Raw genomic sequence first — 21,838 nt, 5'->3', positions numbered from 1 at the left:
CCCCGTGGGCGGTCGCGTGGCCGGACGAGTGACTCCCGTAGGGGGTGGCGCGTCCGTAAAGTGGGGGCGTGCCAAGGATTCGAGCGGCCTCCGTGGCCGAGCACCGGTCGATGCAGCGTGCCGCCCTGCTGGACGCGGCACGCTCCCTGCTGTCCGACGGCGGAACGGAGGCGCTGACCTTCCCCGCCCTCGCCGAACGGACGGGCCTCGCGCGCTCCTCCGTCTACGAGTACTTCCGCTCGCGGGCGGCGGTCGTCGAGGAGCTGTGCGCCGTCGACTTCCCGGTCTGGGCCGCGGAGGTCGAGGCGGCGATGGAGCGTGAGGCGTCCGCCGAGGCCAAGGTCGAGGCGTACGTGCGCACCCAGCTCGACCTGGTCGGAGACCGGCGGCACCGGGCCGTGGTGGCCATCTCCGCGAGCGAGCTGGACGCCGGCGCGAGGGAGAAGATCCGGGCGGCGCACGGCGGGCTGATCGCGATGATCGTCGAGGCGCTGGGCGAGATGGGGCACGAGCAGCCGCGGCTCGCGGCGATGCTGCTGCAAGGGGTCGTGGACGCGGCCGTGCGGAGGATCGAGCTGGGTGCCGCGGAGGAACCGACGGCCGTCACCGAGGCCGCTGTCTCCATGGCTCTGCGAGGCGTACGGGGCTGACCAGCCAGGCGCGACCGGGCCACGGCGTGCGAGTGGCCGAGTGGCCGAGTAGCCGCGTGGCCGGGTGTTCAGGTGTGTCCGATGCCTTCGTCCGGAGTCGCGGCGTGCCGTCCGGGTCCGGGCGCGGCCGGGTGTACCGGCGGGCAGGTGTCCGGCGTGTCCGTGTGTCCCGACGGCCACGGTGACCGGCGCCTTCGTCCGGCGCCGTCACGGGGCGATCTCCGCGCCGGACCGGCCCGACCCGCCCGCACGGTCGCCAGGGGCGTGCGGCAGGGGGACCCCCAGTACCGGCAGAAGCCTCGACGGGCCGCCGTCGAGCAGCCACGGGGGGAGCAGGGACAGCGGATCGAGGTAGACCCCGCCGCGCAGCAGGCCCCAGTGCAGGCAGCCCGCGCAGTGGGAGCCGGTCGGCTGGACCGTGCCGAGCACCTCGCCCGCCGCGACCTCGTCGCCCCGCGCCACGGACGCCTCGACCGGCTCGTACGTCGTCCGCAGGGGAGGATCGCCCGTCCCGGCCAGCTCCACCGAGACCACGCCCTTCCCCGCCACCCGGCCCGCGAACGACACCCTGCCCGCCGCCACCGACCGCACCGCAGTCCCGGCGTTCGTGGCGAGGTCGACGCCGCGGTGGCCCGGACCGTAGGGGGTCGCCGGGGCCTCCCAGCCCCGTAGGACCGGGGGACGGCCACCGACCGGCCAGACGTGTGCCACGGCCGGCACGGACGGGTCCGGAAGCGCTCCGGCAGCCCCTGCCGTCACCACCGCCGCCGTTCGCGGCGGCCCCGGGACCGCCACGAACGGCAGCAGCCACACGACCGCCCACAGCCCCGCCCCTCGCCCCGCGCACACCCATCGCCTCGCTCGCATGCGGGAAACCGTGCCGCACCCGGGGCCCTCTTCACCCCGCCCTGTGGACCGCCCCGCGGTTGTGGACAGCCGCGTCACCCGGTGCCCCGTGGGTCCCGTACACTTCTGATGGCGATCCGGGTCACCGGGTCGACTTCGCACGCCCCGACACGAGGCCCGCAAAGGCTCGTGTCAGCGCCCCTCGGTCCCTTGCGGCAGGCGCATCGCGGGCGTCAGGCGCGGGAGCCGTCCGGCTCGCGCGGCACAACCGAGAAAATCAAGGAGATACGGCCATGGCCGTCGTCACGATGCGGGAGCTGCTGGAGAGCGGCGTCCACTTCGGTCACCAGACCCGTCGTTGGAACCCGAAGATGAAGCGCTTCATCTTCACGGAGCGCAACGGCATCTACATCATCGACCTGCTCCAGTCGCTGTCGTACATCGACCGCGCCTACGAGTTCGTCAAGGAGACCGTCGCCCACGGCGGCACGGTCATGTTCGTCGGCACGAAGAAGCAGGCGCAGGAGGCCATCGCCGAGCAGGCCACCCGCGTCGGCATGCCCTTCGTCAACCAGCGCTGGCTGGGCGGCATGCTCACCAACTTCTCGACCGTCTACAAGCGCCTGCAGCGCCTGAAGGAGCTCGAGCAGATCGACTTCGAGGACGTGGCCGCCTCCGGCCTCACCAAGAAGGAACTGCTCGTCCTCTCCCGCGAGAAGGCCAAGCTGGAGAAGACCCTCGGCGGTATCCGCGAGATGTCCAAGGTGCCCAGCGCCGTCTGGATCGTGGACACCAAGAAGGAGCACATCGCGGTCGGCGAGGCCCGGAAGCTCAACATCCCGGTCGTCGCCATCCTCGACACCAACTGCGACCCCGACGAGGTCGACTACAAGATCCCGGGCAACGACGACGCGATCCGCTCCGTCACCCTGCTCACCCGCGTGATCGCCGACGCCGTCGCCGAGGGTCTCATCGCCCGCTCCGGTGCCGGCAAGGGCGCCGAGGGTGACAAGGCCGCGGGAGAGCCGCTCGCCGCGTGGGAGCGCGACCTGCTCGAGGGCGAGAAGAAGGCCGACGAGGCTCCGGCCGCCGACGCCGACGCCGACGCCGAGAAGCCCGCCGAGGCCCCCGCCGCCGAGGCCGAGACCCCGGCCGCCGACGCCGAGAAGCCCGCCGAGGCCCCCGCCGCCGACGCCCCGGCCGCGGACGCCGAGCAGGCCTGACCCCTCACCACCTTCGGGTTCTGGACGGCGGGGGCCCACGAAGCCCCCGCCGTCCGGCCCGTAGATCTTCAGACTTCGAGAGAGATTCCGGAATCATGGCGAACTACACCGCCGCTGACGTCAAGAAGCTCCGCGAGCTCACCGGCGCCGGCATGATGGACTGCAAGAAGGCACTGGACGAGGCCGAGGGCAACGTCGAGAAGGCCGTCGAGGCGCTCCGTATCAAGGGCCAGAAGGGCGTCGCCAAGCGCGAGGGCCGCTCTGCCGAGAACGGCGCCGTCGTCTCGATCATCGCCGACGACAACACCTCGGGTGTCCTCGTCGAGCTGAAGTGCGAGACGGACTTCGTCGCCAAGGGCGACAAGTTCCAGAACGTCGCGAAGACCATCGCCGAGCACGTCGCCAAGGCCGCCCCGGCCGACCTCGAGGCGCTGCTCGCCTCCGAGATCGAGCCCGGCAAGACCGTCCAGGCGTACGTGGACGAGGCCAACGCCAACCTCGGCGAGAAGATCGTCCTGGACCGCTTCGCGCAGTTCTCCGGCGGCTTCGTGACCGCGTACATGCACCGCACGATGCCCGACCTGCCCCCGCAGATCGGTGTCCTCGTCGAGCTGGACAAGCCGAACGCCGAGATCGCCAAGGGCATCGCCCAGCACATCGCCGCCTTCGCGCCGAAGTACCTCTCCAAGGAGGACGTGCCGGCCGAGGTCGTCGAGTCCGAGCGCCGCGTCGCCGAGGAGACCACCCGCGCCGAGGGCAAGCCCGAGGCCGCCCTGCCGAAGATCGTCGAGGGTCGCCTCAACGGCTTCTTCAAGGACGCCACCCTGCTCGGCCAGCCCTACGCCCTGGACAACAAGAAGTCGGTCCAGAAGGTGCTGGACGAGGCCGGTGTCACCCTGAAGCGCTTCTCGCGCATCAAGGTCGGCATCTGAGTCCGTACCGCGACGGACGCTCGACCCCGGTAGGGTCGACAGCAGTCGTCGGCGCCGTTCGCGCATGCCCTGGCGCACGCGCGCGTGGCGGCGGACGACAGCAGATCTGACGAGGAGGCCATTGCCGCGTACGGGATGCGAATCACGCCCCCACCGGCAGTGGCCTCCTTCGTGTGTGTGACCCACGTAAAAGAGGCGAGATCTCCATGACCACCAAGGCCGAGAAGAGCGACGACGGCAAAGTACGCGGCCGCTTCATGCTGAAGCTGTCCGGAGAGGCGTTCTCCGGCGGTGGGGGCCTGGGCGTCGACCCCGACGTGGTGCACGCCATCGCCCGCGAGATCGCGGCCGTCGTCCGGGACGGCGCCGAGATCGCGATCGTCATCGGCGGCGGCAACTTCTTCCGTGGCGCCGAGCTGCAGGTGCGCGGCATGGACCGCGCCCGCTCCGACTACATGGGCATGCTCGGCACCGTGATGAACTGCCTGGCCCTCCAGGACTTCCTGGAGAAGGAGGGCGTCGACTGCCGCGTGCAGACCGCCATCACCATGGGCCAGGTCGCCGAGCCCTACATCCCGCTGCGCGCCGTGCGCCACCTGGAGAAGGGCCGCGTGGTCATCTTCGGCGCCGGTATGGGCATGCCCTACTTCTCCACCGACACCACGGCCGCCCAGCGCGCCCTCGAGATCGACGCCGAGGCCCTCCTCATGGGCAAGAACGGCGTGGACGGGGTCTACGACTCCGACCCCAAGACCAACCCGGACGCCGTGAAGTTCGACGCGCTCGGCTACGGCGACGTCATCACCCGGGACCTGAAGGTCGCCGACGCCACGGCCGTCACGCTCTGCCGTGACAACAGCCTCCCGATCGTGGTCTTCGAGCTCCTGAAGGAGGGCAATATCGCCCGCGCCGTCAAGGGTGAGAAGATCGGCACGCTTGTGGGTGACCAAGGCAGCCGGGACTGACCCGAAGACCACCCCCCGTCCGCGGACGCCACCTGTCCGGGGGACGGACGGGACGGGACCGGGCCGGGGGATGGACAATGTCCCACCGGTCGGGAACCGTGCAGGAAGAACGCGACGCAGCCGGCCGCCGTCCCGACAGGGAACCGCGTCCGGGCCTACTCAAGACACGCAGGAGCAAGTGGTGATCGAAGAGACCCTCCTCGAGGCCGAGGAGAAGATGGAGAAGGCCGTCGTGGTCGCCAAGGAGGACTTCGCCGCGATCCGCACCGGCCGTGCGCACCCGGCGATGTTCAACAAGATCGTGGCCGACTACTACGGCGCGCCGACGCCGATCAACCAGCTGGCCTCGTTCTCCGTGCCCGAGCCGCGCATGGCCGTGGTGACCCCCTTCGACAAGAGCGCCCTGCGCAACATCGAACAGGCGATCCGCGACTCCGACCTGGGCGTCAACCCCAGCAACGACGGCAACATCATCCGGGTGGTGTTCCCCGAGCTGACGGAGGAGCGCCGCCGCGACTACATCAAGGTCGCCAAGAGCAAGGGCGAGGACGCCAAGGTCTCGATCCGCTCCGTGCGCCGCAAGGCCAAGGACACCATCGACAAGATGGTCAAGGACGGCGAGGTCGGCGAGGACGAGGGCCGTCGCGCGGAGAAGGAACTCGACGACACCACCGCCAAGTACGTCGCCCAGGTGGACGAGCTCCTGAAGCACAAGGAAGCGGAGCTGCTCGAGGTCTGATGAACGACTCTTCCTGGGGAGCGCCGCCACAAGCCGGGTACTGGGGGCCGTCCGACCAGGGACCTGTCCAGGGCGCTGCCCCGGCGGGTCCCGCGTACGATGCGCACTACGCGCAGCAGACTCGCCCCATGCCCATCGTGCCCGACGTACCCGAACACGGCGGTGCCCAGGACGGTGACCAGGGGGCCGCTCGGCCGAGCGGCCCCCTGTCCCGCGATGAGCCGTATCGCGACGCACACCGCGACAGCGCACATCGCGACAGCACACGTCGCGACAGCACATACGGCGACAGCACACACCGCGACGAGAACCCGTCGGCGCAGCCGTATGCGGCGGTGCCGCAGAATCCGGAGCCCATGCCCGACGCCCCGCAGCCGGCGCAGCACCGGCCGCAGCCGAAGAAGACCGCGGGGCGTGACCTGGGTGCCGCGATAGGGGTGGGTGTCGGGCTCGGCGCGGTGATCATCGCGTCGCTGTTCGTCGTCAAGGCCGTCTTCGTCGGTGTGGTCGCGATCGCCGTCGTCGTGGGCCTGTGGGAGCTGACCACGCGGCTGGAGGAGCGCAAGGGCATCAAGGCGCCCCTGGTACCGCTCGCGATCGGCGGCGCCGCGATGGTGGTCGCCGGGTACGTGCGCGGCTCGGAGGGCGCGTGGGTCGCCATGGCGCTCACGGCGCTCGCGGTCCTCGTGTGGCGGATGACCGAGCCGCCCGAGGGCTACCTCAGAGACGTCACGGCGGGCCTGTTCGCGGCGTTCTACGTGCCCTTCCTGGCCACGTTCGTCACGATGATGCTCATGGCGGACGACGGAGCCTGGCGCGTGCTGGTCTTCCTGGTGCTGACGGTCGTCAGCGACACCGGCGCCTACGCGGTGGGCTGGCGGTTCGGCAGGACCAAGCTCGCCCCGCGCATCAGTCCCGGCAAGACCCGCGAGGGCCTGCTCGGAGCGGTGGGCTTCGCGATGGTGGCGGGCGCGCTGTGCATGCAGTTCCTGATCGACGACGGCACCTGGTGGCAGGGTCTGCTGCTCGGCCTCGCGGTCGCCGTCAGCGCCACGCTGGGCGACCTCGGCGAGTCCATGATCAAGCGGGACCTCGGCATCAAGGACATGGGCACGCTGCTGCCGGGCCACGGCGGCATCATGGACCGTCTGGACTCCCTGCTGCCGACGGCGCCGGTGGTGTGGCTCCTGTTGGTGATCTTCGTCGGGTCGGGCTGACCCCCCGGGCCGTCCCGGCCGCCCGACACGCGGGTCCACCGCTGCCGGTCGTACCGGCCGCCTCCCCGCCCCTTCCGCACCCGCGGCCGCACGACCGGGCCGCCCTCGCGGGAGGGGCGCGGTGCGTTCCGGGGCGTCGCCGGAGGAAGTCGGGCTCCCCGCCCCTCCCGGTGCGCCCCGTTCGCTTCGTCCTCGGCCCGCCGCCCGCCGACCCCCGCCGCTCCGGCGACTCCTCCGCCTGCGCGACTTTCGACGTCACCGTCTCCGCCGCGCAGTGGATCCTGTCGGCGTACATGCTCGCCATCGGCTGTCTGTTCATACATCCCCGACCCACGGCCGGGGGACGGGCACCGCGGTCGGTCCGCACACCTTTCGCGTGCGATCCGTACGGGTCGCTCCATCCTCCGTACGACCCCCGGCCGCCCGGTGACCTGGGGAAACCGCCTACGACCGCCGGGGGCCGTCTCTGGGCCGACAGGCTCGCGCAGTCACACCGCGTCTGCGCAGCCGAGCCCTCTCAGCGCCGCCGAGGGAACTTCCAGCCGTTCTGGCGCAGCTTGTAGAGGACGAACACTCCGCAGAGCGCCCACACACCGAGGAAGGCCCACTTGAACCACGGGGGGCCCTCCCAGCGCTCGGCCAGGTGAACCGATGCCGCGTAGTAGGAAGTCATTCCCTGCGCGTGCCCGGCCGTTCGGGCCGGAACCGTCGATCTATGGCCTTCCTCGTACGCACCTTGCTCGACGGCATGAGGTGCGCGTCCAGAAGTGCTTCACCTGCCGGACCCCGCGAAGGGTGCCACTCGCGAAGTCGACGGCGTCCTCGCCCAGGCCCACGATCTCCCTCGGAGGAAGTCCGCGCCCGGCACCCATGTGGACCGCGGGCCGGTAGCGCTGAGGGGAGCTGCCCGGCCCGCCTGGCGCTCAGAGGTCGGGAAGTCCCGTCAGGGCGGCCATCTGGCGGATCGTGGTCGGGCTCGCGACGCCGGAGTAGGCGCGCACCTCGTCCAGGGTGCCCCTGAAGTACTCACCGTGGTGCGCCGAGCGGCCCACCTGAAGGCCGCCCGAGGCCGTCCACGAGGTCGTGTCCACGGCAGTGGAGGTGTTGGCCAGCTGCCCGTTCACGTAAAGGCGGAGTTCATGAGCAGGGGCGTCGAAGACGACGGCCAAGTGATCGCCCACGCCGTAGGGATTGTCGTCAGGCAGATCCTGTTCCTCGGTGATGACGACGTGCGGAGCATTCGCCTCGTCCTCGGTGGACACCACGACTTCCCACTTCCCGTTCGCCGCCTGGTACCGGATCGCAATGCGGTCGGCATCGGAGCCCGGAAGTGACAGAACCGTCTGCGTCCTGTCGTCGGCCGCGGCCGGGCGGGCGCGAGCACCGAGAGTGAAGCTCCCGTTTCCGCCGACCGGTGCCGCGGACGTCGCCGCCCAGTCACCGTCACCGTCGAGCCGGAGGTCGCCCTGATCAACCAGGGCAGGATTCCCGAAGATGTCCTCGTTGTGGTAGATCCAGGCATCGCCGTTCAACATCAGAGGCAGGCCCTCGGGCTCCACATTCGGAGCGACTCCGCCGGGCGCCGCCTCCAAGGGCCAGTAGCCCTCCCGACTGAGCGGCGTCTCTCCAGCCCGAGGGCCGTGTTCTTCGCCGGCTGCGTAGGCGGTGCCAGGGAACGCGCCGAGCGTGAACGAGAGCGCGACGGCGCTCAGCGCCACAACCATGGCGCGGTATCTGTCGTGCATGACCCCCCTTTGTCAAAACCCGGTCAGAATGCCGCTGTGATCCTCCAGCCCCGCTCCTTCGGGCGCAAGGAGTTTCGGTCGCCGGGCTCACGTATCGGCCTGCCGTTTCGGGGGCTGGTCCGTGTGTTCTTCGCAGCCGACGCCGAGAACGGCATCCACGCCGTTCACTGGGATGACGCCCGTCTCGAACCCGACCGCACCTTCACATGGCCGGACGGGGAACAGCTCCGGTCGCTCCAGCGCAGCCGGAATGACGTGCCGTGGCGCCGCCACCTGGGCACCCGCGGCGACGGCTGACCGAGTCCTGGGCCCTCCCTGGGCCGTCCGAGGTCGACCAGCGCTGACAGCCGGCACCTGCGGGTGACCACCCCCACCCCGCACCGGCCTGGGCCCCCGGTTTCGATCTGCGACACTGGGAAGGTCATGCCTAAGCCCGGAGAACTCACATTCGTCGCCCCGCGCGGAGTCAAGAAGCCGCCGCGGCACCTCGCCGATCTCACGCCCGCCGAGCGCAAGGAGGCCGTCGCCGCCATCGGCGAGAAGCCGTTCCGTGCGAAGCAGCTCTCGCAGCACTACTTCGCGCGGTACGCGCACGACCCCGAGCAGTGGACGGACATCCCGGCCGGCTCGCGGCAGGGGCTGCGGGAGGCGTTGCTGCCCGAGCTGATGTCGGTGGTCCGGCACCTGTCGACCGACCAGGGCACCACCCGCAAGACGCTGTGGAAGCTGTTCGACGGGACGCTCGTCGAGTCCGTCCTGATGCGCTACCCGGACCGGGTGACCATGTGCATCAGCTCCCAGGCGGGCTGCGGCATGAACTGCCCGTTCTGCGCCACGGGGCAGGCCGGCCTGGACCGGAACCTGTCCACCGCCGAGATCGTGCACCAGATCGTTGACGGGATGCGGGCGCTGCGCGACGGGGAGGTCCCCGGTGGGCCGGCCCGGCTGAGCAACATCGTGTTCATGGGCATGGGCGAGCCCCTCGCCAACTACAAGCGCGTCGTCGGTTCCATCCGCCGGCTCACCGACCCCGAGCCCGACGGGCTGGGGCTCTCCCAGCGCGGCATCACCGTCTCCACCGTCGGCCTCGTGCCGGCGATCCACCGGTTCGCCGACGAGGGCTTCAAGTGCCGCCTCGCCATCTCGCTGCACGCGCCCGACGACGAGCTGCGCGACACCCTCGTCCCGGTCAACACGCGGTGGAAGGTGCGCGAGGTGCTGGACGCCGGGTTCGAGTACGCGGAGCGGTCGGGGCGCCGGCTGTCGATCGAGTACGCGCTGATCCGCGACATCAACGACCAGGCGTGGCGCGGTGACCGGCTCGGGCGGCTGCTCAAGGGCAGGCCCGTGCACGTCAACCTCATCCCGCTCAACCCGACGCCCGGCTCGAAGTGGACCGCCTCGCGGCCCGAGGACGAGAAGGCGTTCGTGGAGGCGATCGCGGCGCACGGTGTGCCGGTGACGATCCGGGACACCCGTGGCCAGGAGATCGACGGGGCGTGTGGTCAGCTCGCCGCGAGCGAGCGGTAACCTGACCGGCGTCAGTATCACGCGCAGGTCTTCACAGGTCCGTACAAGTACATCTTCATATTCCGACAGGGGAGCGCCACAGCGCTGAGAGTGCGGCACCGGCCGCAGACCCTCCGAACCTGGCCCAGGTCATTCTGGGTAGGGAGATCGGTCACCACTCGAGCTGTTGCGCCCTGCCCGGGACCCTCGCCAGGGGTCCCGGGCGGGGCCGCGTCTTCTCCTGGTCACCCAGGAGGAATTCAGTGAGCATCACCAAGAAGGTCAGCGTCCTGGCCCTCGGACTCGGCATGGTCGGCACGCTGGCCGCCTGCGGATCGTCGTCGGACGACGCTCAGGGATCCGGCGACCCCAAGACCGTGACCCTGGTCAGCCATGACTCGTGGGCCGCGTCGAAGGACGTCATCGCCGCCTTCGAGAAGCGTTCCGGCTACAAGGTCAGGGTCCTGGAGGACGGCGACGCCGGACAGGCCGTCAACAAGGCCATCCTCACCAAGGACAACCCGCAGGGGGACGTCTTCTTCGGTGTCGACAACACGCTGCTGTCCCGCGCCCTCGACAACGGCATCTTCCAGCCGTACGAGGCGAAGGGCTCCGACCTGGTCCTCCCCGAGTACCGGGCCGACCAGGACAAGCACCGGGTCACGCCCGTCGACACCGGGGACGTCTGCGTCAACTACGACAAGGCGTACTTCCGCGAGCACGGGCTGACCCCGCCGGACTCCCTCGACGACCTGGCCGACCCCCGGTACAAGGACCTGCTCGTCACCGAGAACGCCGGCAGCTCCTCGCCCGGCCTCGGCTTCCTGCTGGGCACCGCCGCGAAGTACGGGGACGGGGGCTGGCAGGGCTACTGGAAGAAGCTGAAGGCGAACGGCGTCAAGGTCGTCGACAGCTGGGAGCAGGCGTACAACGAGGAGTTCTCCGGTTCGTCCGGCGGCAAGAAGGCCGGCGGCGACCGTCCGCTCGTCGTCTCCTACGCCTCCTCCCCGCCCGCCGAGGTCATCTACGCCGACCCGCAGCCGGCCACCGCGCCGACGGGCGTGGCCCAGGGCACCTGCTTCCGCCAGGTCGAGTACGCGGGACTGCTGGAGAACGCAGCGAACCCCGAGGGCGGCAAGGCGCTCCTCGACTTCCTGATCAGCAAGGAGTTCCAGGACGACATGCCGTTGAACATGTTCGTCTACCCGGTGCGTGAGGGCGCGCGGATCCCCGAGGCGTTCCGGAAGTTCGGGCCGCAGGCCGAGGACCCGCAGACCATGGACCCGGCGAAGATCGCCGACCACCGCGACCAGTGGGTCAAGTCGTGGACCTCGCTCGTCCTGAAGTGAAGCGCCGGAGCACCGCGCGCGGGAGCGTGACGCGGCTCGGCCTGATGGCCGTGCCCGTCGCGTTCTTCGCGGTGTTCTTCGCCTACCCGGTCGCCGCGATCGTCGCGCGCGGGCTGAAGGTCGACGGAGCCTGGCAGTTCGGGCGGATCGCGGACGTGCTGGCCCAGTCCGACGTCCGGCACGTGCTGTGGTTCACCACCTGGCAGGCCCTGGCCTCCACGGCGCTCACCCTCGTGATCGCCCTGCCCGGCGCGTACGTCTTCGCCCGTTTCGACTTCCCCGGCAAGCAGTTCCTGCGGGCCGTGGTGACCGTGCCGTTCGTCCTGCCGACGGTCGTCGTCGGTACGGCGTTCCTGGCGCTGGTCGGACGCGGCGGCCTGCTCGACGAGGTGTGGGGCCTGCGGCTGGACACCACCGTGTGGGCGATCCTGCTCGCGCACGTCTTCTTCAACTACGCGGTCGTCGTGCGCACCGTCGGCGGCCTCTGGTCGCAGCTCGACCCCCGGCAGGAGGAGGCCGCGCGGATGCTCGGCGCGTCCCGCCTCACCGCCTGGCGGACGGTCACGCTGCCCGCGCTCGGGCCCGCCGTGGCCGCCGCCGCGCTGATGGTGTTCCTGTTCACCTTCACCTCCTTCGGCGTCGTCCAGATCCTCGGCGGGCCCACCTTCTCCACCCTGGAGGTGGAGATCTACCGGCAGACCTCGCAGGTCTTCGACCTGTCCACGGCCGCCGTACTCACCATGATCCAGTTCGCTGCGGTCGCCGCCGTCCTCGCCGTGCACGCCTGGACGGTACGGCGGCGGGAGACGGCCCTGCGCCTGGTGGACGCCGCCCGGACGGCGCACCGCCCGCGCGGGGCCGGGCAGTGGGCGCTGCTGGCCGGAGTGCTGCTCACCGTCGCCGGACTCGTCCTGCTGCCGCTGGCGGTACTGGTGCAGCGCTCGCTCGGCGCGTCCGGCTTCGGCTACTACCGGGCGCTGACCCACGCGGACGGCGGCGCCTTCCTCGTCCCGCCGATCGAGGCGATCGGCAACTCCCTCCGGTACGCCCTCGCCGCCACCGTCATCGCCGTGGTGATCGGCGCGCTGGCCGCCACCGCGCTCACCCGGCGTGACGCGGGACGTTTCGTGCGCGGTTTCGACGCGCTGCTGATGCTGCCGCTCGGGGTGTCCGCCGTGACGGTCGGCTTCGGCTTCCTGATCGCGCTGGACGAACCCCCGCTGGACCTCCGGTCGACCTGGATCCTGGTACCGCTCGCGCAGGCACTGGTCGGCGTCCCCTTCGTCGTGCGCACGATGCTGCCGGTGCTGCGGGCGGTGGACGTACGGCTGAGGGAGGCGGCGTCCGTGCTCGGGGCGTCGCCCTGGCGGGTGTGGCGCGAGGTGGACCTGCCGATGGTGCGCCGGGCCCTGCTGGTCGCGGCCGGGTTCGCCTTCGCGGTGTCGCTCGGGGAGTTCGGGGCCACCGTCTTCATCGCGAGGCCGGACAGCCCGACGCTGCCGGTCGCCGTGGCCCGGCTGCTGGGACGGCCCGGGGACATGAACTACGGCCAGGCCATGGCCCTTTCGACGATTCTGATGCTGGTGTGCGCCGTGGCCCTGGTGGTGCTGGAGCGGCTGCGGACCGACCGGAGCGGGGAGTTCTAGGGATGCCTTTGAGCCTTGAGGGCGCGACCGTCCGCTTCGGTGGGCGGGCGGTGCTCGACTCCGTCGACCTGGCGGTCGCCGAGCACCAGGTGGTGTGTGTGCTGGGGCCCAGCGGCAGCGGCAAGTCGACGCTGCTGCGCGCGGTCGCCGGGCTCCAGCCGCTGGACGCCGGCCGGGTGGTGCTCGACGGGCGGGACCAGGCCGCGGTGCCCGCACACCGGCGGGAGGTGGGGCTGATGTTCCAGGACCACCAGCTCTTCCCGCAGCGGGACGTGGCGGGGAACATCGCCTTCGGGCCCCGGATGCGCGGCGCCTCGCGCGAGGAACAGCGCGCCAGGGTGGGCGAGTTGCTGGAGCTGGTCGGGCTGCCGGACGCCGCCCGCCGGTCCGTCGCCGCGCTCTCCGGCGGTGAGCAGCAGCGGGTGGCGCTGGCCCGCGCGCTGGCGCCCCGACCCCGGCTGCTGATGCTGGACGAGCCGCTCGGCCAGCTCGACCGCTCGCTGCGGGAGCGTCTCGTCGTCGAACTGCGGGAGCTGTTCGGCCGGCTGGGCACCACCGTGCTCGCCGTGACGCACGACCAGGGCGAGGCCTTCGCGCTCGCCGACCGGGTGGTGGTGATGCGGGACGGGCGGATCGCCCAGGCGGGGACGCCGCTGGAGGTGTGGCAGCGGCCGGCCGACGCGTTCGTGGCCCGCTTCCTCGGCTTCGACAACGTGGTGGAGGCGACGGTCACCGGGCAGAGCGGCGACACGCCGTGGGGCAAGGTGCCGGTTCCCGAGGACGCCCCGCAGGGAGTGCGGGACCTGCTGGTCCGACCCTCCGGGGTCCGCCTGGCGTCCGCCGACGCCGGCCTGCGCTGCACGGTCACCGCCCGCACCTTCCGGGGCACCCACGTCGCCGTCCACCTCCAGCCCGAAAACGCCCCGCGCCTGGAGGCCGCGTGCGCGCTGCGGGCGGCGCCGGAGGTGGGGGACGTGGTCGGGGTGGAGTTCGACGGGGCGGAAATCGTCGTGCTCGGATGATCGCCCGACCGTAGGGTCGCGGGCATGACACTCCTCGCCCATGAGCGCTACTGCGACGAAACCGCCCTACGGATACGGCGGTTGCGGGCCGTCGTCGGGTCCGGTGCCGACCTGTCGGCCACCGTGCCGACCTGCCCGGACTGGTCTCTGGAGGACCTCGTACGGCATGTCGGCCGCGCCCTGTGCTGGGTGGAGCTGATCGTCCGTACCCGCGCCGAGGAGGAGGTTCCGGTCGACTCGGCGCCCGGGTCCGGAGGGCCGCCGACGCGCGGGGACGCCGCCGCACTGGACGAGTGGCTGGCGGAGTCCGGCGCGAAGGCCGTGCACGCGCTGCGCGAGGCCGGACCGGACGGGCGGGCGTGGTCGTGGTTCGGGGACCACACCGCGGGCTTCTGGGCCCGCCGTACGACGCACGAACTCCTCGTCCACGGGGTCGACGCGGCCCTCGCGGCGGGACGGCCCCTCGAGGCGGTCGCGGCCGACGTGGCCGCCGACGCGATCGACGAGTGGCTGGAGATCGTGCGGTTCGTGCAGCGGGTGTTCCCGGACGGACCGGCGAAGGAGCTGCGGGTCCCGGGCCGGAGCATTCACCTGCACGCCACCGATGCCGGCGACGACGTGAACGCCGAGTGGCTCATCGAACTGCGTGAGGAGGGGGTGACCTGGCGCCGCGGCCACGAGAAGGCGACCGTGGCACTGCGCGGGCCGCTCACGGACGTGCTGCTGGCCTTCTACCGCAGGCTCCCGCCGGACGCCCCCGGGCTCCAGGTGCTCGGCGACCGCGGCCTGCTGGACCTCTGGCTGGCCAGGGCGACGTTCGGCTGAGCCGGCGCCCGCGGTCCGGTCCGCCGCCGGGCCCGGCCGTGGGCCGTGACGCGACGGTGGCCCGCCCCGGGCAGGGGACGGGCCACCGGTGCCGCGACGGGCGTGCGACGTCAGCGGTTGCCGCCCGCCCCGCGACGGCGCAGGCCGAAGAAGACCGCGCCGCCACCGATCGCGACGAGGGCCGCCGCGATGCCGGCGATCATGCCGGTGTTGGAGTTGGCACCGGTCTCGGCGAGGTTGGAGTCACCGGCCGCCGGGGACGGCGCGTTGCTCGGCACGGCCGCCGGAGCGGTGCTCTCGCTCTCCGCCGGCGCGGGGGCGGACGTCGACGGGGCCGGGGCCGGCGTCTCCGTCTCCTCGGCCGGGGTGGAGGAGCTCTCCGACGGCGTCGGGGTCGGCGTCCCCTCCGTCGCGCACGGGGTCGACGGGGTCACGAGGTTCGGCTTGATGTCCTCGTCCACGTACTTGTCGGCCTTGACGTGGATGCGGTACTCGGCGTTCGGCTTCCAGTCGGCGGCGAAGGTGATGGTGGTGCCCTCGCGCGAGCCCTTGACCACCTGCTCGCCGATCTTCTCGATGTCGGCGCCGTTGTTCTGCAGGTGGACGGTGACGGTGGCGGGGATACCGGCCGGGTCCACGTCGGTGACCGTGATGACACCCTTGCCGCCCTCGCACTTGGCGGCGGCGGAGAACTCGCTGATGTCGCAGGCCAGGGCGGTGCCGGCGGCGCCGACGGCCAGGGCCACCGAGGCGGAGGCGACACCGAGGGCGCGGACGCTACGGCGTGATGCCGTGCGGCTGATTATGGACAGGACTGCCACGTTGGTCCTTTACGGGAGCGCGGATGCGGGGGGTGGAGAGGGTGCCGACACCGTTGTCGCGGCATCAGCACACCCACGAGCCTCACTGGTCTATAAGCGATGCATAAGCAGTGTCAACGCATATGCCCGTCAAGGGACTTGGCTTTACCGTCTTATTAACCGCCCAGACGTTTCAGCGCCTCCGGAGCTTCCTCGATCCGGTCGACCAACGCGATCCGGGACTCCATGGTCCGCCCCGAGGCGAGGGACGTGAGCAGGGGCCACGCCGGCAGCCGCTCCGTCCAGTGCGCCCGGTCCACGAGCACCATGGGCGTGGGCTCGCCGCGCGACTCGTAGTAGTTCGGCGTGGCGTTGTCGAAGATCTCCTGCACGGTGCCGGCGGCGCCCGGCAGGAAGACCACGCCCGCGTTCGAGCGGGCCAGCAGGCCGTCCTCGCGGGTGGCGTTGGCGAAGTACTTGGCGATGTGCGCGGCGAAGGCGTTGGGCGGCTCGTGGCCGTAGAACCAGGTCGGGATGCCGACCGAGGCGCCGCCGCCGGGCCAGCGGTCGCGGATCTCGAAGGCGGAGCGCGCCCAGTCGGTGACCGACGGAGTGAACGACGCGACCTCGGCCAGGAGCAGCAGGGCGTCGTCCAGCATCCCGTCGCCGAACGGGGCGGCGTAGGCGCCGAGGTTGGCCGCCTCCATCGCGCCCGGGCCGCCGCCGGTCGCCACGGTGAACCCGGCGCGGGTCAGCTCCCGGCCCAGGCGCGCGGCGCCCGCGTACGGCCTGGTGCCGCGCGCCATGGCGTGACCGCCCATGACCCCCACCACCCGGGCGCCGGCGAGGAGTTCGTCGACCGCGTCGGAGACGGCGTCGTCGTGGATGGCGCGCAGCATGGAGGCGAAGACGTCGCCGTCGGACCTGGTCTGCTGGAACCAGTCGTGGGCGAGGGCGTCCGGGGTGGCCCCGTAGCCCTCGTCGAGCCGGGCGTACAGCTCCTCGGGGGAGTAGACGCGCGCCCGGTACGGGTCGAAGGGCAGGCCCGGTATGGGCGGGAAGACCAGGGCGCCCGCGGCACGCACCCGGGCGGCGGCCCCGGGGTCCATCGCGCAGCCGAGGAAGACGGCGCCCGTGGGGTCCGCGGACATCAGGGCGTCCGTACGGGCCGTCAGGTCGACGGCCTGGACGCGGTAGTGGGCGAGCGTGCCGTGCGCCGAGACGACCCGGTCGAACTCGGCGAGGCTCTCGATCTCCCGGTCGTGCGAGGCGTGGTGGGACTGGGGCTGGGCGGGTGTCGTCGGATCCACCCGCCCATGCTAGGCGTGGGGTCCGCTCAGCCCTCGACCGCCGCCGGGTCCATCCACACGACCTCGAAGGTGTGGCCGTCGACGTCGTCGAAGGCGCGGCCGTACATGAACCCGTGGTCCTGGGTCTCGCCGGAGACCGAGCCGCCGGCCGCGACCGCCTTCTCCACCAGCTCGTCGACCTTCTCGCGGCTCTCGGCGCTCAGCGCGAGCAGCACCTCGCTGCTCTTCGCGGAGTCCACGATCTCCTTCTTCGTGAACTGGCGGTACTTCTCCGGGGTGTGCACCATCACGACGATGGTCTCGCTGAGCGGGATCGACGCGGTGGTGTCGTCGCTGAACTGGGCGTTGATCTCGTAACCGAGCCCGGTGAAGAACTTCTTCGAGGCGTCGAGGTCGTTGGTGGCCAGGTTCACGAAGATCATCTGCTGGTACATGGGGGCCTCTCCCGTCGGTGTCCTGCTGCTGTCGTGCTGCTGTCGTGCTGTTCGAAGGGTTAGACGCGGGAGGCGCCCGGAACTCATCGCCGACGTGCGATTTTCTTCGAGAAGTTTTCTGCGGCGGGTCAGCGGGTCAGCGGGTCAACGGCTCAGCGGCAGGGACGCCAACTGCGCGACGACCAGGGTCAGTGGACCGAACAGGGCGAGCAGGGCGCCGGCCCGTACGGCGGCCGCGGCGCGCAGGGTCGCCGGGGGCGCGCCCAGCCGCAGCAGGGCGTCCGTGGTGTCGGCGCGGGCGTGCTTGGCCTCGACGGCCGCGGTCAGGAGGGTGGCCACCGTGCAGCCGGCCACGAGCAGGGCGCCGAGGGTGCTCAGGGGGCCGACGGCCTGGCCGTCCGCGTCGTACAGCCTGGCCGCCGCCCAGGCCGCGGAGACCACGGCGCAGACGACGCCGAGCGGGCGGCCGATGCGGTGCGCCTCCTCCATGAGGACCCGGCCGGCCAGCAGGCGCAGCGCGCCGGGACGGACCGCCTGGAGCAGCCGGCCGCACAGGTGGGTGAGGCCGGGGCCGGCCAGGGCGAGGCCCAGGGCGGTGAGGACCCAGCCGACGAGGACACCGGCGGACGGGGCGGTGTCCGCCGTGGCGGCGGTCGTGTCGCCGGCGTAGGTCTCCACCGCGAGGCCCGCGGTCAGGACGGCGATGCCCCAGGGAAGGGCGGTGGTGCTCTGGGGGCGGGGCGCGGACGGGGCGTCCGGCGCCGACGGCGGGCCGTCCGCCGCTGCCCTGGGGCGGCCGTCCGCCGTGTCGGCGAGGTCCGCGAGGCCGGCCGGTGCCTGCGGGGCGCCCGTACCGGAGGGGGGACCGCCGGCGTCCAGCAGCGCCACCCCGGTCTCGGGGCCGCCCGCGGGCTGCGTCGGGGCCGTCGCGCCGCCTCCCGCGACCGCAGCCGCCGGTGCCCAGCGGGCGCCGAAGCGGCCGTAGGTGCCGAAGGTCTCGCGGGCCGCGCCCCAGCCGTACGCGCCGAAACGGCCGTAGCGGCGGGAACCGGAGGCCGGGGCGGGGCGGGGTTCGCGCGGGCGCAGCGTCAGCGCGACGGCGGCCGACGCCGTGGCCGGGACCAGGGCCAGCAGCGTCAGGGCGGCCGGGAGGGGGAGGGACTGACCGACGGCCAGGGCGTCGGTAACGTCGCCGCGGAAGGGGGTGCCCGCCAGGTCGCCGCGCAGTTGGAGGAAGCAGAGGAGGGCCGCGACCGAGCCGAGCCCGGCGGCCAGGGCCGTGGTCGTCGCGGAGACGGCCATCAGCCGGCCGGCGCCCAGGCCGATCGCCGACAGCCCGGGGCGCGGCCGGGTGCCGGGGTCGGTGCGGGCCACCGCGACGGCGAGGTACGCCGTCGCGGCCAGCGGCGCCGTGCACCAGGCCAGGCGGAGCGCGGAGGCGCCCGGGGTGTCCGGGTGGGTCAGCGCGTGACCGAGGGCGCTCAGCAGCAGGAAGCCCGTGCCCGCCGATGCCACCGCGACCAGCAGGCGGCGCACGTGGACGGCGAGGTGGGCGGCGCGGGTCAGGCGGAGAGCGAGCACGCCGCCAGGCCTTCCGTTCCGGAGGGGCCGGAGGAGCCGGAGCGGCCGGACGAGCCCGAGGCCCCGTCGGGCCCTGTGGCCCCCGTGGCCACCGTCGTCTCGGCGACCGGCGGCAGGTGCACGGTCCGCACCCGCCGCCCGTCCAGCAGCGCGACCGTGCGGTCCGCCAGGGCGGCGGTCTGCGCGTCGTGCGTGGCGAGGAGGACGGTGATGCCGTGCGAGCGGGCCGCCGTGGTGAGCGTGCGCAGGACGTGCGCGCGGTCGGCCCGGTGCAGGGGGGCGGTCGGCTCGTCGGCGAAGAGGACCGCGGGGGCGACGGCGAGCGCGCGGGCGATGCAGACCCGCTGCCGTTCGGCCTGGTGGAGCTGGTGCGGGCGCCGGCGGGCCTTCGCGCCGACGTCGAGGCGCTCCAGCCACTCCAGGGCGCAGGTCCTGGCCCGGCGCCGCCCGGTGCCGCGCAGCATGAGGGGGAGGGCGGTGTTCTCCCAGACGCTCAGCTCCGGGACGAGGGCGGGGGCGGGGTCGATCCAGCCGAACCGGTCGCGGCGCAGTCGCTCGCGCCTGAGCGGGCCCAGGGTGTGCACCGGCACGCTGTTGAACCACACCTCGCCGTTCTGCGGCCGCACCAGTCCGGACAGGCAGCGCAGCAGAGTGGTCTTGCCGCTGCCGCGCGGGCCGCTCACGGCGAGGATCTCGCCCTCGCGGACACCGAGCGACACGCCTTGGAGCGCGGGGGAGCCGTCGTGGTGCTGGAAGTGCAGGGCGCGGGCCCAGAGCACGTCGTTGTCCGGCGGGGCCTCCATGGGCGTACACCTCGGTTCTGATCCGTTTTCCCCGGTCGCGTCCCCCGTCCGGGGGACGCGAGGGGCGGGGCCGATCGGTCACTGGGCACCGTAGGCAGTCGGCGGGAGGAGGCCGGACAGCACGCGGCCCCGGGCCGCCGTTTCTCACTCGATCGGGCGACACCGGGGCCGGGGCGATCATCCGAGGGGATGATCGCCCGAGAGGGGGATCAGAGCTTGGTCCACGCCTCCGTCAGCGTGGCGCGCAGGATCTGCTCGATCTCGTCGAAGGTCTCCTGGGTGGAGATCAGCGGCGGGGCGAGCTGGATGACCGGGTCACCGCGGTCGTCGGCCCGGCAGTACAGGCCGTTGTCGAAGAGCGCCTTCGACAGAAAGCCGTAGAGGATCCGCTCGGTCTCCTCGTCGTTGAACGACTCCTTGGTGGCCTTGTCCTTGACCAGCTCGATGCCGTAGAAGAAGCCGTTGCCGCGGACGTCGCCGACGATCGGCAGGTCGAGGAGCTTCTCCAGGGTCGCGCGGAAGTTGCCCTCGTTGTCCAGCACGTGCTGGTTGAGGCCCTCGCGCTCGAACAGGTCGAGGTTGGCGATGCCGACCGCGGCGGAGACCGGGTGGCCGCCGAAGGTGTAGCCGTGCAGGAAGGTGTTGTCGCCCTTGTAGAACGGCTCGGCCAGGCGGTCGGAGATGATGCAGGCGCCGATCGGGGAGTAGCCCGAGGTCATGCCCTTGGCGCAGGTGATCATGTCCGGCACGTAGCCGAACTTGTCGCAGGCGAAGGTCGTGCCCAGGCGGCCGAAGGCGCAGATGACCTCGTCCGAGACGAGCAGCACGTCGTACTGGTCGCAGATCTCGCGCACCCGCTGGAAGTACCCGGGCGGGGGCGGGAAGCAGCCGCCGGCGTTCTGCACCGGCTCCAGGAAGACGGCCGCGACCGTCTCCGGGCCCTCGAAGAGGATCTGCTGCTCGATCTGGTCGGCGGCCCAGCGGCCGTAGGCCTCGGGGTCGTCGCCGTGGATCGGGGCGCGGTAGATGTTGGTGTTCGGCACCTTGTGCGCGCCCGGGACGAGCGGCTCGAAGGGGGCCTTGAGGGCCGGCAGACCGGTGATGGAGAGGGCGCCCTGCGGGGTGCCGTGGTAGGCGACCGCGCGGGAGATGACCTTGTACTTGGTCGGCTTGCCGGTCAGCTTGAAGTACTGCTTCGCGAGCTTCCAGGCGGTCTCGACCGCCTCACCGCCGCCGGTGGTGAAGAAGACCTTGTTGAGGTCGCCGGGGGCCTCGTTCGCGAGGCGCTCGGCCAGCTCTACGGCCTTCGGGTGTGCGTAGGACCACACCGGGAAGAAGGCCAGCTCCTGCGCCTGCTTGGCGGCGGTCTCGGCCAGCTCGGTGCGGCCGTGTCCGGCCTGGACCACGAACAGGCCGGCGAGGCCGTCGAGGTAGCGCCTGCCCTTGTCGTCGTAGATGTGGGTGCCCTCACCGCGGACGATGGTGGGGACGGGGGCGTTCTCGTACGACGACATGCGGGTGAAGTGCATCCACAGGTGGTCGTACGCGGTCCTGCTGAGGTCCTTGTCGGTGCTCACGATTATCGGGTTCCCCACATATAGGTCTGCTTCTTGAGCTTCATGTAGACGAAGCTCTCGGTGGAGCGCACGCCGGGCACGGCCCGTATGCGTCGGTTGATGACCTCCAGGAGGTGGTCGTCGTCCTCGCAGACGACCTCCACCATGAGGTCGAAGGAGCCCGCGGTCATCACCACGTACTCGCATTCGGACAGGGCCGTCAGCGCGTCGGCCACGGACTCCACGTCACCCTCGACGTTCACACCGACCATCGCCTGGCGGCGGAAGCCCACGGTGAGCGGGTCCGTCACGGCGACGATCTGCATCACGCCCTGGTCGAGCAGCTTCTGGACGCGCTGGCGCACGGCCGCCTCGGAGAGGCCCACGGCCTTGCCGATGGCGGCGTACGGCCGGCGGCCGTCTTCCTGGAGCTGCTCGATGATGGCGAGGGAGACGGCGTCCAACTGGGGACCGCCGCTCCTGGACTCGCGGGAGTCCCTCTGGTCTGCGCTTCGACTGGCCACGGCTTCACTGTGCACGACGTATCGACCGTTTCGCAAGGCGGGATCGATGAAATTCGTTGTCCAGGCCGTTCCAGTCTACGGATTTCGCAACCTGGAGGCGATCGGGGGTGTTGAAAACGTCGGTATACGGATTAGGGTGGGTGTCTCAGTGATTGGACACCC

Annotated in this window: 22 protein-coding genes and 1 riboswitch; of the genes, 12 read left to right on the top strand and 10 right to left on the bottom strand. The window is 71.8% G+C overall.

The annotated features are described in order from the left end of the window. The first annotated feature begins 92 nt into the window (after positions 1-92). On the top strand, positions 93-650 hold the full coding sequence (locus AC07FV_RS29375; RefSeq protein WP_383645923.1) for a TetR/AcrR family transcriptional regulator: 558 nt from the start codon (positions 93-95) through the stop codon (positions 648-650). Between the two features lie 207 nt (positions 651-857). On the opposite strand, the gene AC07FV_RS29370 is transcribed toward AC07FV_RS29375, so the two are convergent. Next, positions 858-1,517, bottom strand: coding sequence for a murein hydrolase activator EnvC family protein (locus AC07FV_RS29370; protein WP_479090429.1), 660 nt, complete (start codon positions 1,515-1,517; stop codon positions 858-860). A gap of 272 nt (positions 1,518-1,789) precedes the next feature. Between AC07FV_RS29370 and rpsB the strand changes: the two genes are divergently transcribed. The 5 genes from rpsB to AC07FV_RS29345 all read left to right on the top strand — a co-directional run bounded on the left by rpsB (position 1,790) and on the right by AC07FV_RS29345 (position 6,572). Continuing rightward, positions 1,790-2,719, top strand: a complete 930-nt coding sequence (gene rpsB / locus AC07FV_RS29365) for a 30S ribosomal protein S2 (protein ID WP_479090428.1) — start codon at positions 1,790-1,792, stop codon at positions 2,717-2,719. A gap of 95 nt (positions 2,720-2,814) precedes the next feature. Then, positions 2,815-3,651: a translation elongation factor Ts gene (tsf, locus tag AC07FV_RS29360; RefSeq protein ID WP_356612274.1), complete on the top strand. Its 837-nt coding sequence runs from the start codon at positions 2,815-2,817 to the stop codon at positions 3,649-3,651. Between the two features lie 206 nt (positions 3,652-3,857). Continuing rightward, the gene (gene pyrH / locus AC07FV_RS29355) at positions 3,858-4,616 is read left to right on the top strand and encodes a UMP kinase (RefSeq protein ID WP_356612272.1); all 759 of its coding nucleotides are present in this window, start codon (positions 3,858-3,860) and stop codon (positions 4,614-4,616) included. A 181-nt stretch (positions 4,617-4,797) separates the two neighbouring features. Next, positions 4,798-5,355: a ribosome recycling factor gene (gene frr / locus AC07FV_RS29350; RefSeq protein ID WP_356612270.1), complete on the top strand. Its 558-nt coding sequence runs from the start codon at positions 4,798-4,800 to the stop codon at positions 5,353-5,355. Next, a complete protein-coding gene (locus AC07FV_RS29345; protein WP_479090427.1) occupies positions 5,355-6,572 on the top strand; it encodes a phosphatidate cytidylyltransferase in 1,218 nt (405 codons plus the stop codon). The genes frr and AC07FV_RS29345 overlap by 1 nt, the downstream gene beginning before the upstream one ends. A 517-nt stretch (positions 6,573-7,089) precedes the next feature. Here the strand turns inward: AC07FV_RS29345 and AC07FV_RS29340 are convergent. Further along, positions 7,090-7,245, bottom strand: a complete 156-nt coding sequence (locus tag AC07FV_RS29340; protein WP_479090426.1) for a hypothetical protein — start codon at positions 7,243-7,245, stop codon at positions 7,090-7,092. A gap of 250 nt (positions 7,246-7,495) precedes the next feature. Further along, entirely contained in the window at positions 7,496-8,317 is an 822-nt protein-coding gene (locus AC07FV_RS29335; RefSeq protein WP_479090424.1) for a LamG domain-containing protein, read from the bottom strand. Between the two features lie 36 nt (positions 8,318-8,353). Here AC07FV_RS29335 and AC07FV_RS29330 point away from each other — a divergent pair, with 36 nt between their 5' ends. The 6 genes from AC07FV_RS29330 (at position 8,354) to AC07FV_RS29305 (ending at position 14,668) form a co-directional block, all read left to right on the top strand. Beyond that, entirely contained in the window at positions 8,354-8,614 is a 261-nt protein-coding gene (locus tag AC07FV_RS29330; RefSeq protein WP_479090422.1) for a hypothetical protein, read from the top strand. Between the two features lie 126 nt (positions 8,615-8,740). Then, on the top strand, positions 8,741-9,847 hold the full coding sequence (rlmN, locus tag AC07FV_RS29325; protein ID WP_356612260.1) for a dual-specificity RNA methyltransferase RlmN: 1,107 nt from the start codon (positions 8,741-8,743) through the stop codon (positions 9,845-9,847). A 57-nt stretch (positions 9,848-9,904) separates the two neighbouring features. Then, a riboswitch (TPP riboswitch) is annotated at positions 9,905-10,010 on the top strand. A 79-nt stretch (positions 10,011-10,089) separates the two neighbouring features. Then, positions 10,090-11,175: a thiamine ABC transporter substrate-binding protein gene (locus AC07FV_RS29320; RefSeq protein ID WP_479090421.1), complete on the top strand. Its 1,086-nt coding sequence runs from the start codon at positions 10,090-10,092 to the stop codon at positions 11,173-11,175. Beyond that, on the top strand, positions 11,151-12,821 hold the full coding sequence (locus AC07FV_RS29315; RefSeq protein WP_479090419.1) for an ABC transporter permease: 1,671 nt from the start codon (positions 11,151-11,153) through the stop codon (positions 12,819-12,821). Before AC07FV_RS29320 ends, AC07FV_RS29315 begins: the two co-directional genes overlap by 25 nt. Positions 12,822-12,823: 2 nt before the next feature. After that, complete coding sequence (locus AC07FV_RS29310; protein ID WP_479090418.1) at positions 12,824-13,843, top strand: ABC transporter ATP-binding protein; 1,020 nt, start codon at positions 12,824-12,826, stop codon at positions 13,841-13,843. A 24-nt stretch (positions 13,844-13,867) separates the two neighbouring features. Next, on the top strand, positions 13,868-14,668 hold the full coding sequence (locus tag AC07FV_RS29305) for a maleylpyruvate isomerase family mycothiol-dependent enzyme (RefSeq protein ID WP_479090416.1): 801 nt from the start codon (positions 13,868-13,870) through the stop codon (positions 14,666-14,668). Between the two features lie 110 nt (positions 14,669-14,778). Here AC07FV_RS29305 and AC07FV_RS29300 read toward each other — a convergent pair whose 3' ends face one another. The 7 genes from AC07FV_RS29300 to AC07FV_RS29270 form a co-directional block, all read right to left on the bottom strand. Continuing rightward, complete coding sequence (locus AC07FV_RS29300; protein ID WP_479090415.1) at positions 14,779-15,489, bottom strand: LAETG motif-containing sortase-dependent surface protein; 711 nt, start codon at positions 15,487-15,489, stop codon at positions 14,779-14,781. A gap of 155 nt (positions 15,490-15,644) precedes the next feature. Continuing rightward, the gene (locus AC07FV_RS29295; RefSeq protein ID WP_479090414.1) at positions 15,645-16,778 is read right to left on the bottom strand and encodes an LOG family protein; all 1,134 of its coding nucleotides are present in this window, start codon (positions 16,776-16,778) and stop codon (positions 15,645-15,647) included. A 26-nt stretch (positions 16,779-16,804) separates the two neighbouring features. Next, positions 16,805-17,212, bottom strand: coding sequence for a VOC family protein (locus AC07FV_RS29290; protein WP_479090413.1), 408 nt, complete (start codon positions 17,210-17,212; stop codon positions 16,805-16,807). Positions 17,213-17,356: 144 nt separating this feature from the next. After that, positions 17,357-18,793: a hypothetical protein gene (locus AC07FV_RS29285; protein ID WP_479090411.1), complete on the bottom strand. Its 1,437-nt coding sequence runs from the start codon at positions 18,791-18,793 to the stop codon at positions 17,357-17,359. Then, entirely contained in the window at positions 18,775-19,596 is an 822-nt protein-coding gene (locus AC07FV_RS29280; protein ID WP_479090410.1) for an ABC transporter ATP-binding protein, read from the bottom strand. Before AC07FV_RS29280 ends, AC07FV_RS29285 begins: the two co-directional genes overlap by 19 nt. A gap of 209 nt (positions 19,597-19,805) precedes the next feature. Further along, positions 19,806-21,173, bottom strand: coding sequence for an aspartate aminotransferase family protein (locus tag AC07FV_RS29275; RefSeq protein WP_383645695.1), 1,368 nt, complete (start codon positions 21,171-21,173; stop codon positions 19,806-19,808). 2 nt (positions 21,174-21,175) lie between these two features. Continuing rightward, positions 21,176-21,691, bottom strand: a complete 516-nt coding sequence (locus tag AC07FV_RS29270) for an Lrp/AsnC family transcriptional regulator (RefSeq protein ID WP_383645693.1) — start codon at positions 21,689-21,691, stop codon at positions 21,176-21,178. Between the last annotated feature and the right edge of the window lie 147 nt (positions 21,692-21,838).

The organism is Streptomyces sp. NPDC045956 (assembly GCF_056430705.1).
Note: the sequence above shows the minus strand (reverse complement) of the source record. Positions and strands in the feature narration are given on the sequence as shown.

Coding starts and splice junctions, on each gene's coding strand:
- AC07FV_RS29370 (WP_479090429.1), bottom strand. CDS start 1,517: ATGCGAGCGAGGCGATGGGTGTGCGCGGGGCGAGGGGCGGGGCTGTGG.
- rpsB (WP_479090428.1), top strand. CDS start 1,790: ATGGCCGTCGTCACGATGCGGGAGCTGCTGGAGAGCGGCGTCCACTTC.
- tsf (WP_356612274.1), top strand. CDS start 2,815: ATGGCGAACTACACCGCCGCTGACGTCAAGAAGCTCCGCGAGCTCACC.
- pyrH (WP_356612272.1), top strand. CDS start 3,858: ATGACCACCAAGGCCGAGAAGAGCGACGACGGCAAAGTACGCGGCCGC.
- AC07FV_RS29345 (WP_479090427.1), top strand. CDS start 5,355: ATGAACGACTCTTCCTGGGGAGCGCCGCCACAAGCCGGGTACTGGGGG.
- AC07FV_RS29340 (WP_479090426.1), bottom strand. CDS start 7,245: ATGACTTCCTACTACGCGGCATCGGTTCACCTGGCCGAGCGCTGGGAG.
- AC07FV_RS29335 (WP_479090424.1), bottom strand. CDS start 8,317: ATGCACGACAGATACCGCGCCATGGTTGTGGCGCTGAGCGCCGTCGCG.
- rlmN (WP_356612260.1), top strand. CDS start 8,741: ATGCCTAAGCCCGGAGAACTCACATTCGTCGCCCCGCGCGGAGTCAAG.
- AC07FV_RS29310 (WP_479090418.1), top strand. CDS start 12,824: ATGCCTTTGAGCCTTGAGGGCGCGACCGTCCGCTTCGGTGGGCGGGCG.
- AC07FV_RS29305 (WP_479090416.1), top strand. CDS start 13,868: ATGACACTCCTCGCCCATGAGCGCTACTGCGACGAAACCGCCCTACGG.
- AC07FV_RS29290 (WP_479090413.1), bottom strand. CDS start 17,212: ATGTACCAGCAGATGATCTTCGTGAACCTGGCCACCAACGACCTCGAC.
- AC07FV_RS29280 (WP_479090410.1), bottom strand. CDS start 19,596: ATGGAGGCCCCGCCGGACAACGACGTGCTCTGGGCCCGCGCCCTGCAC.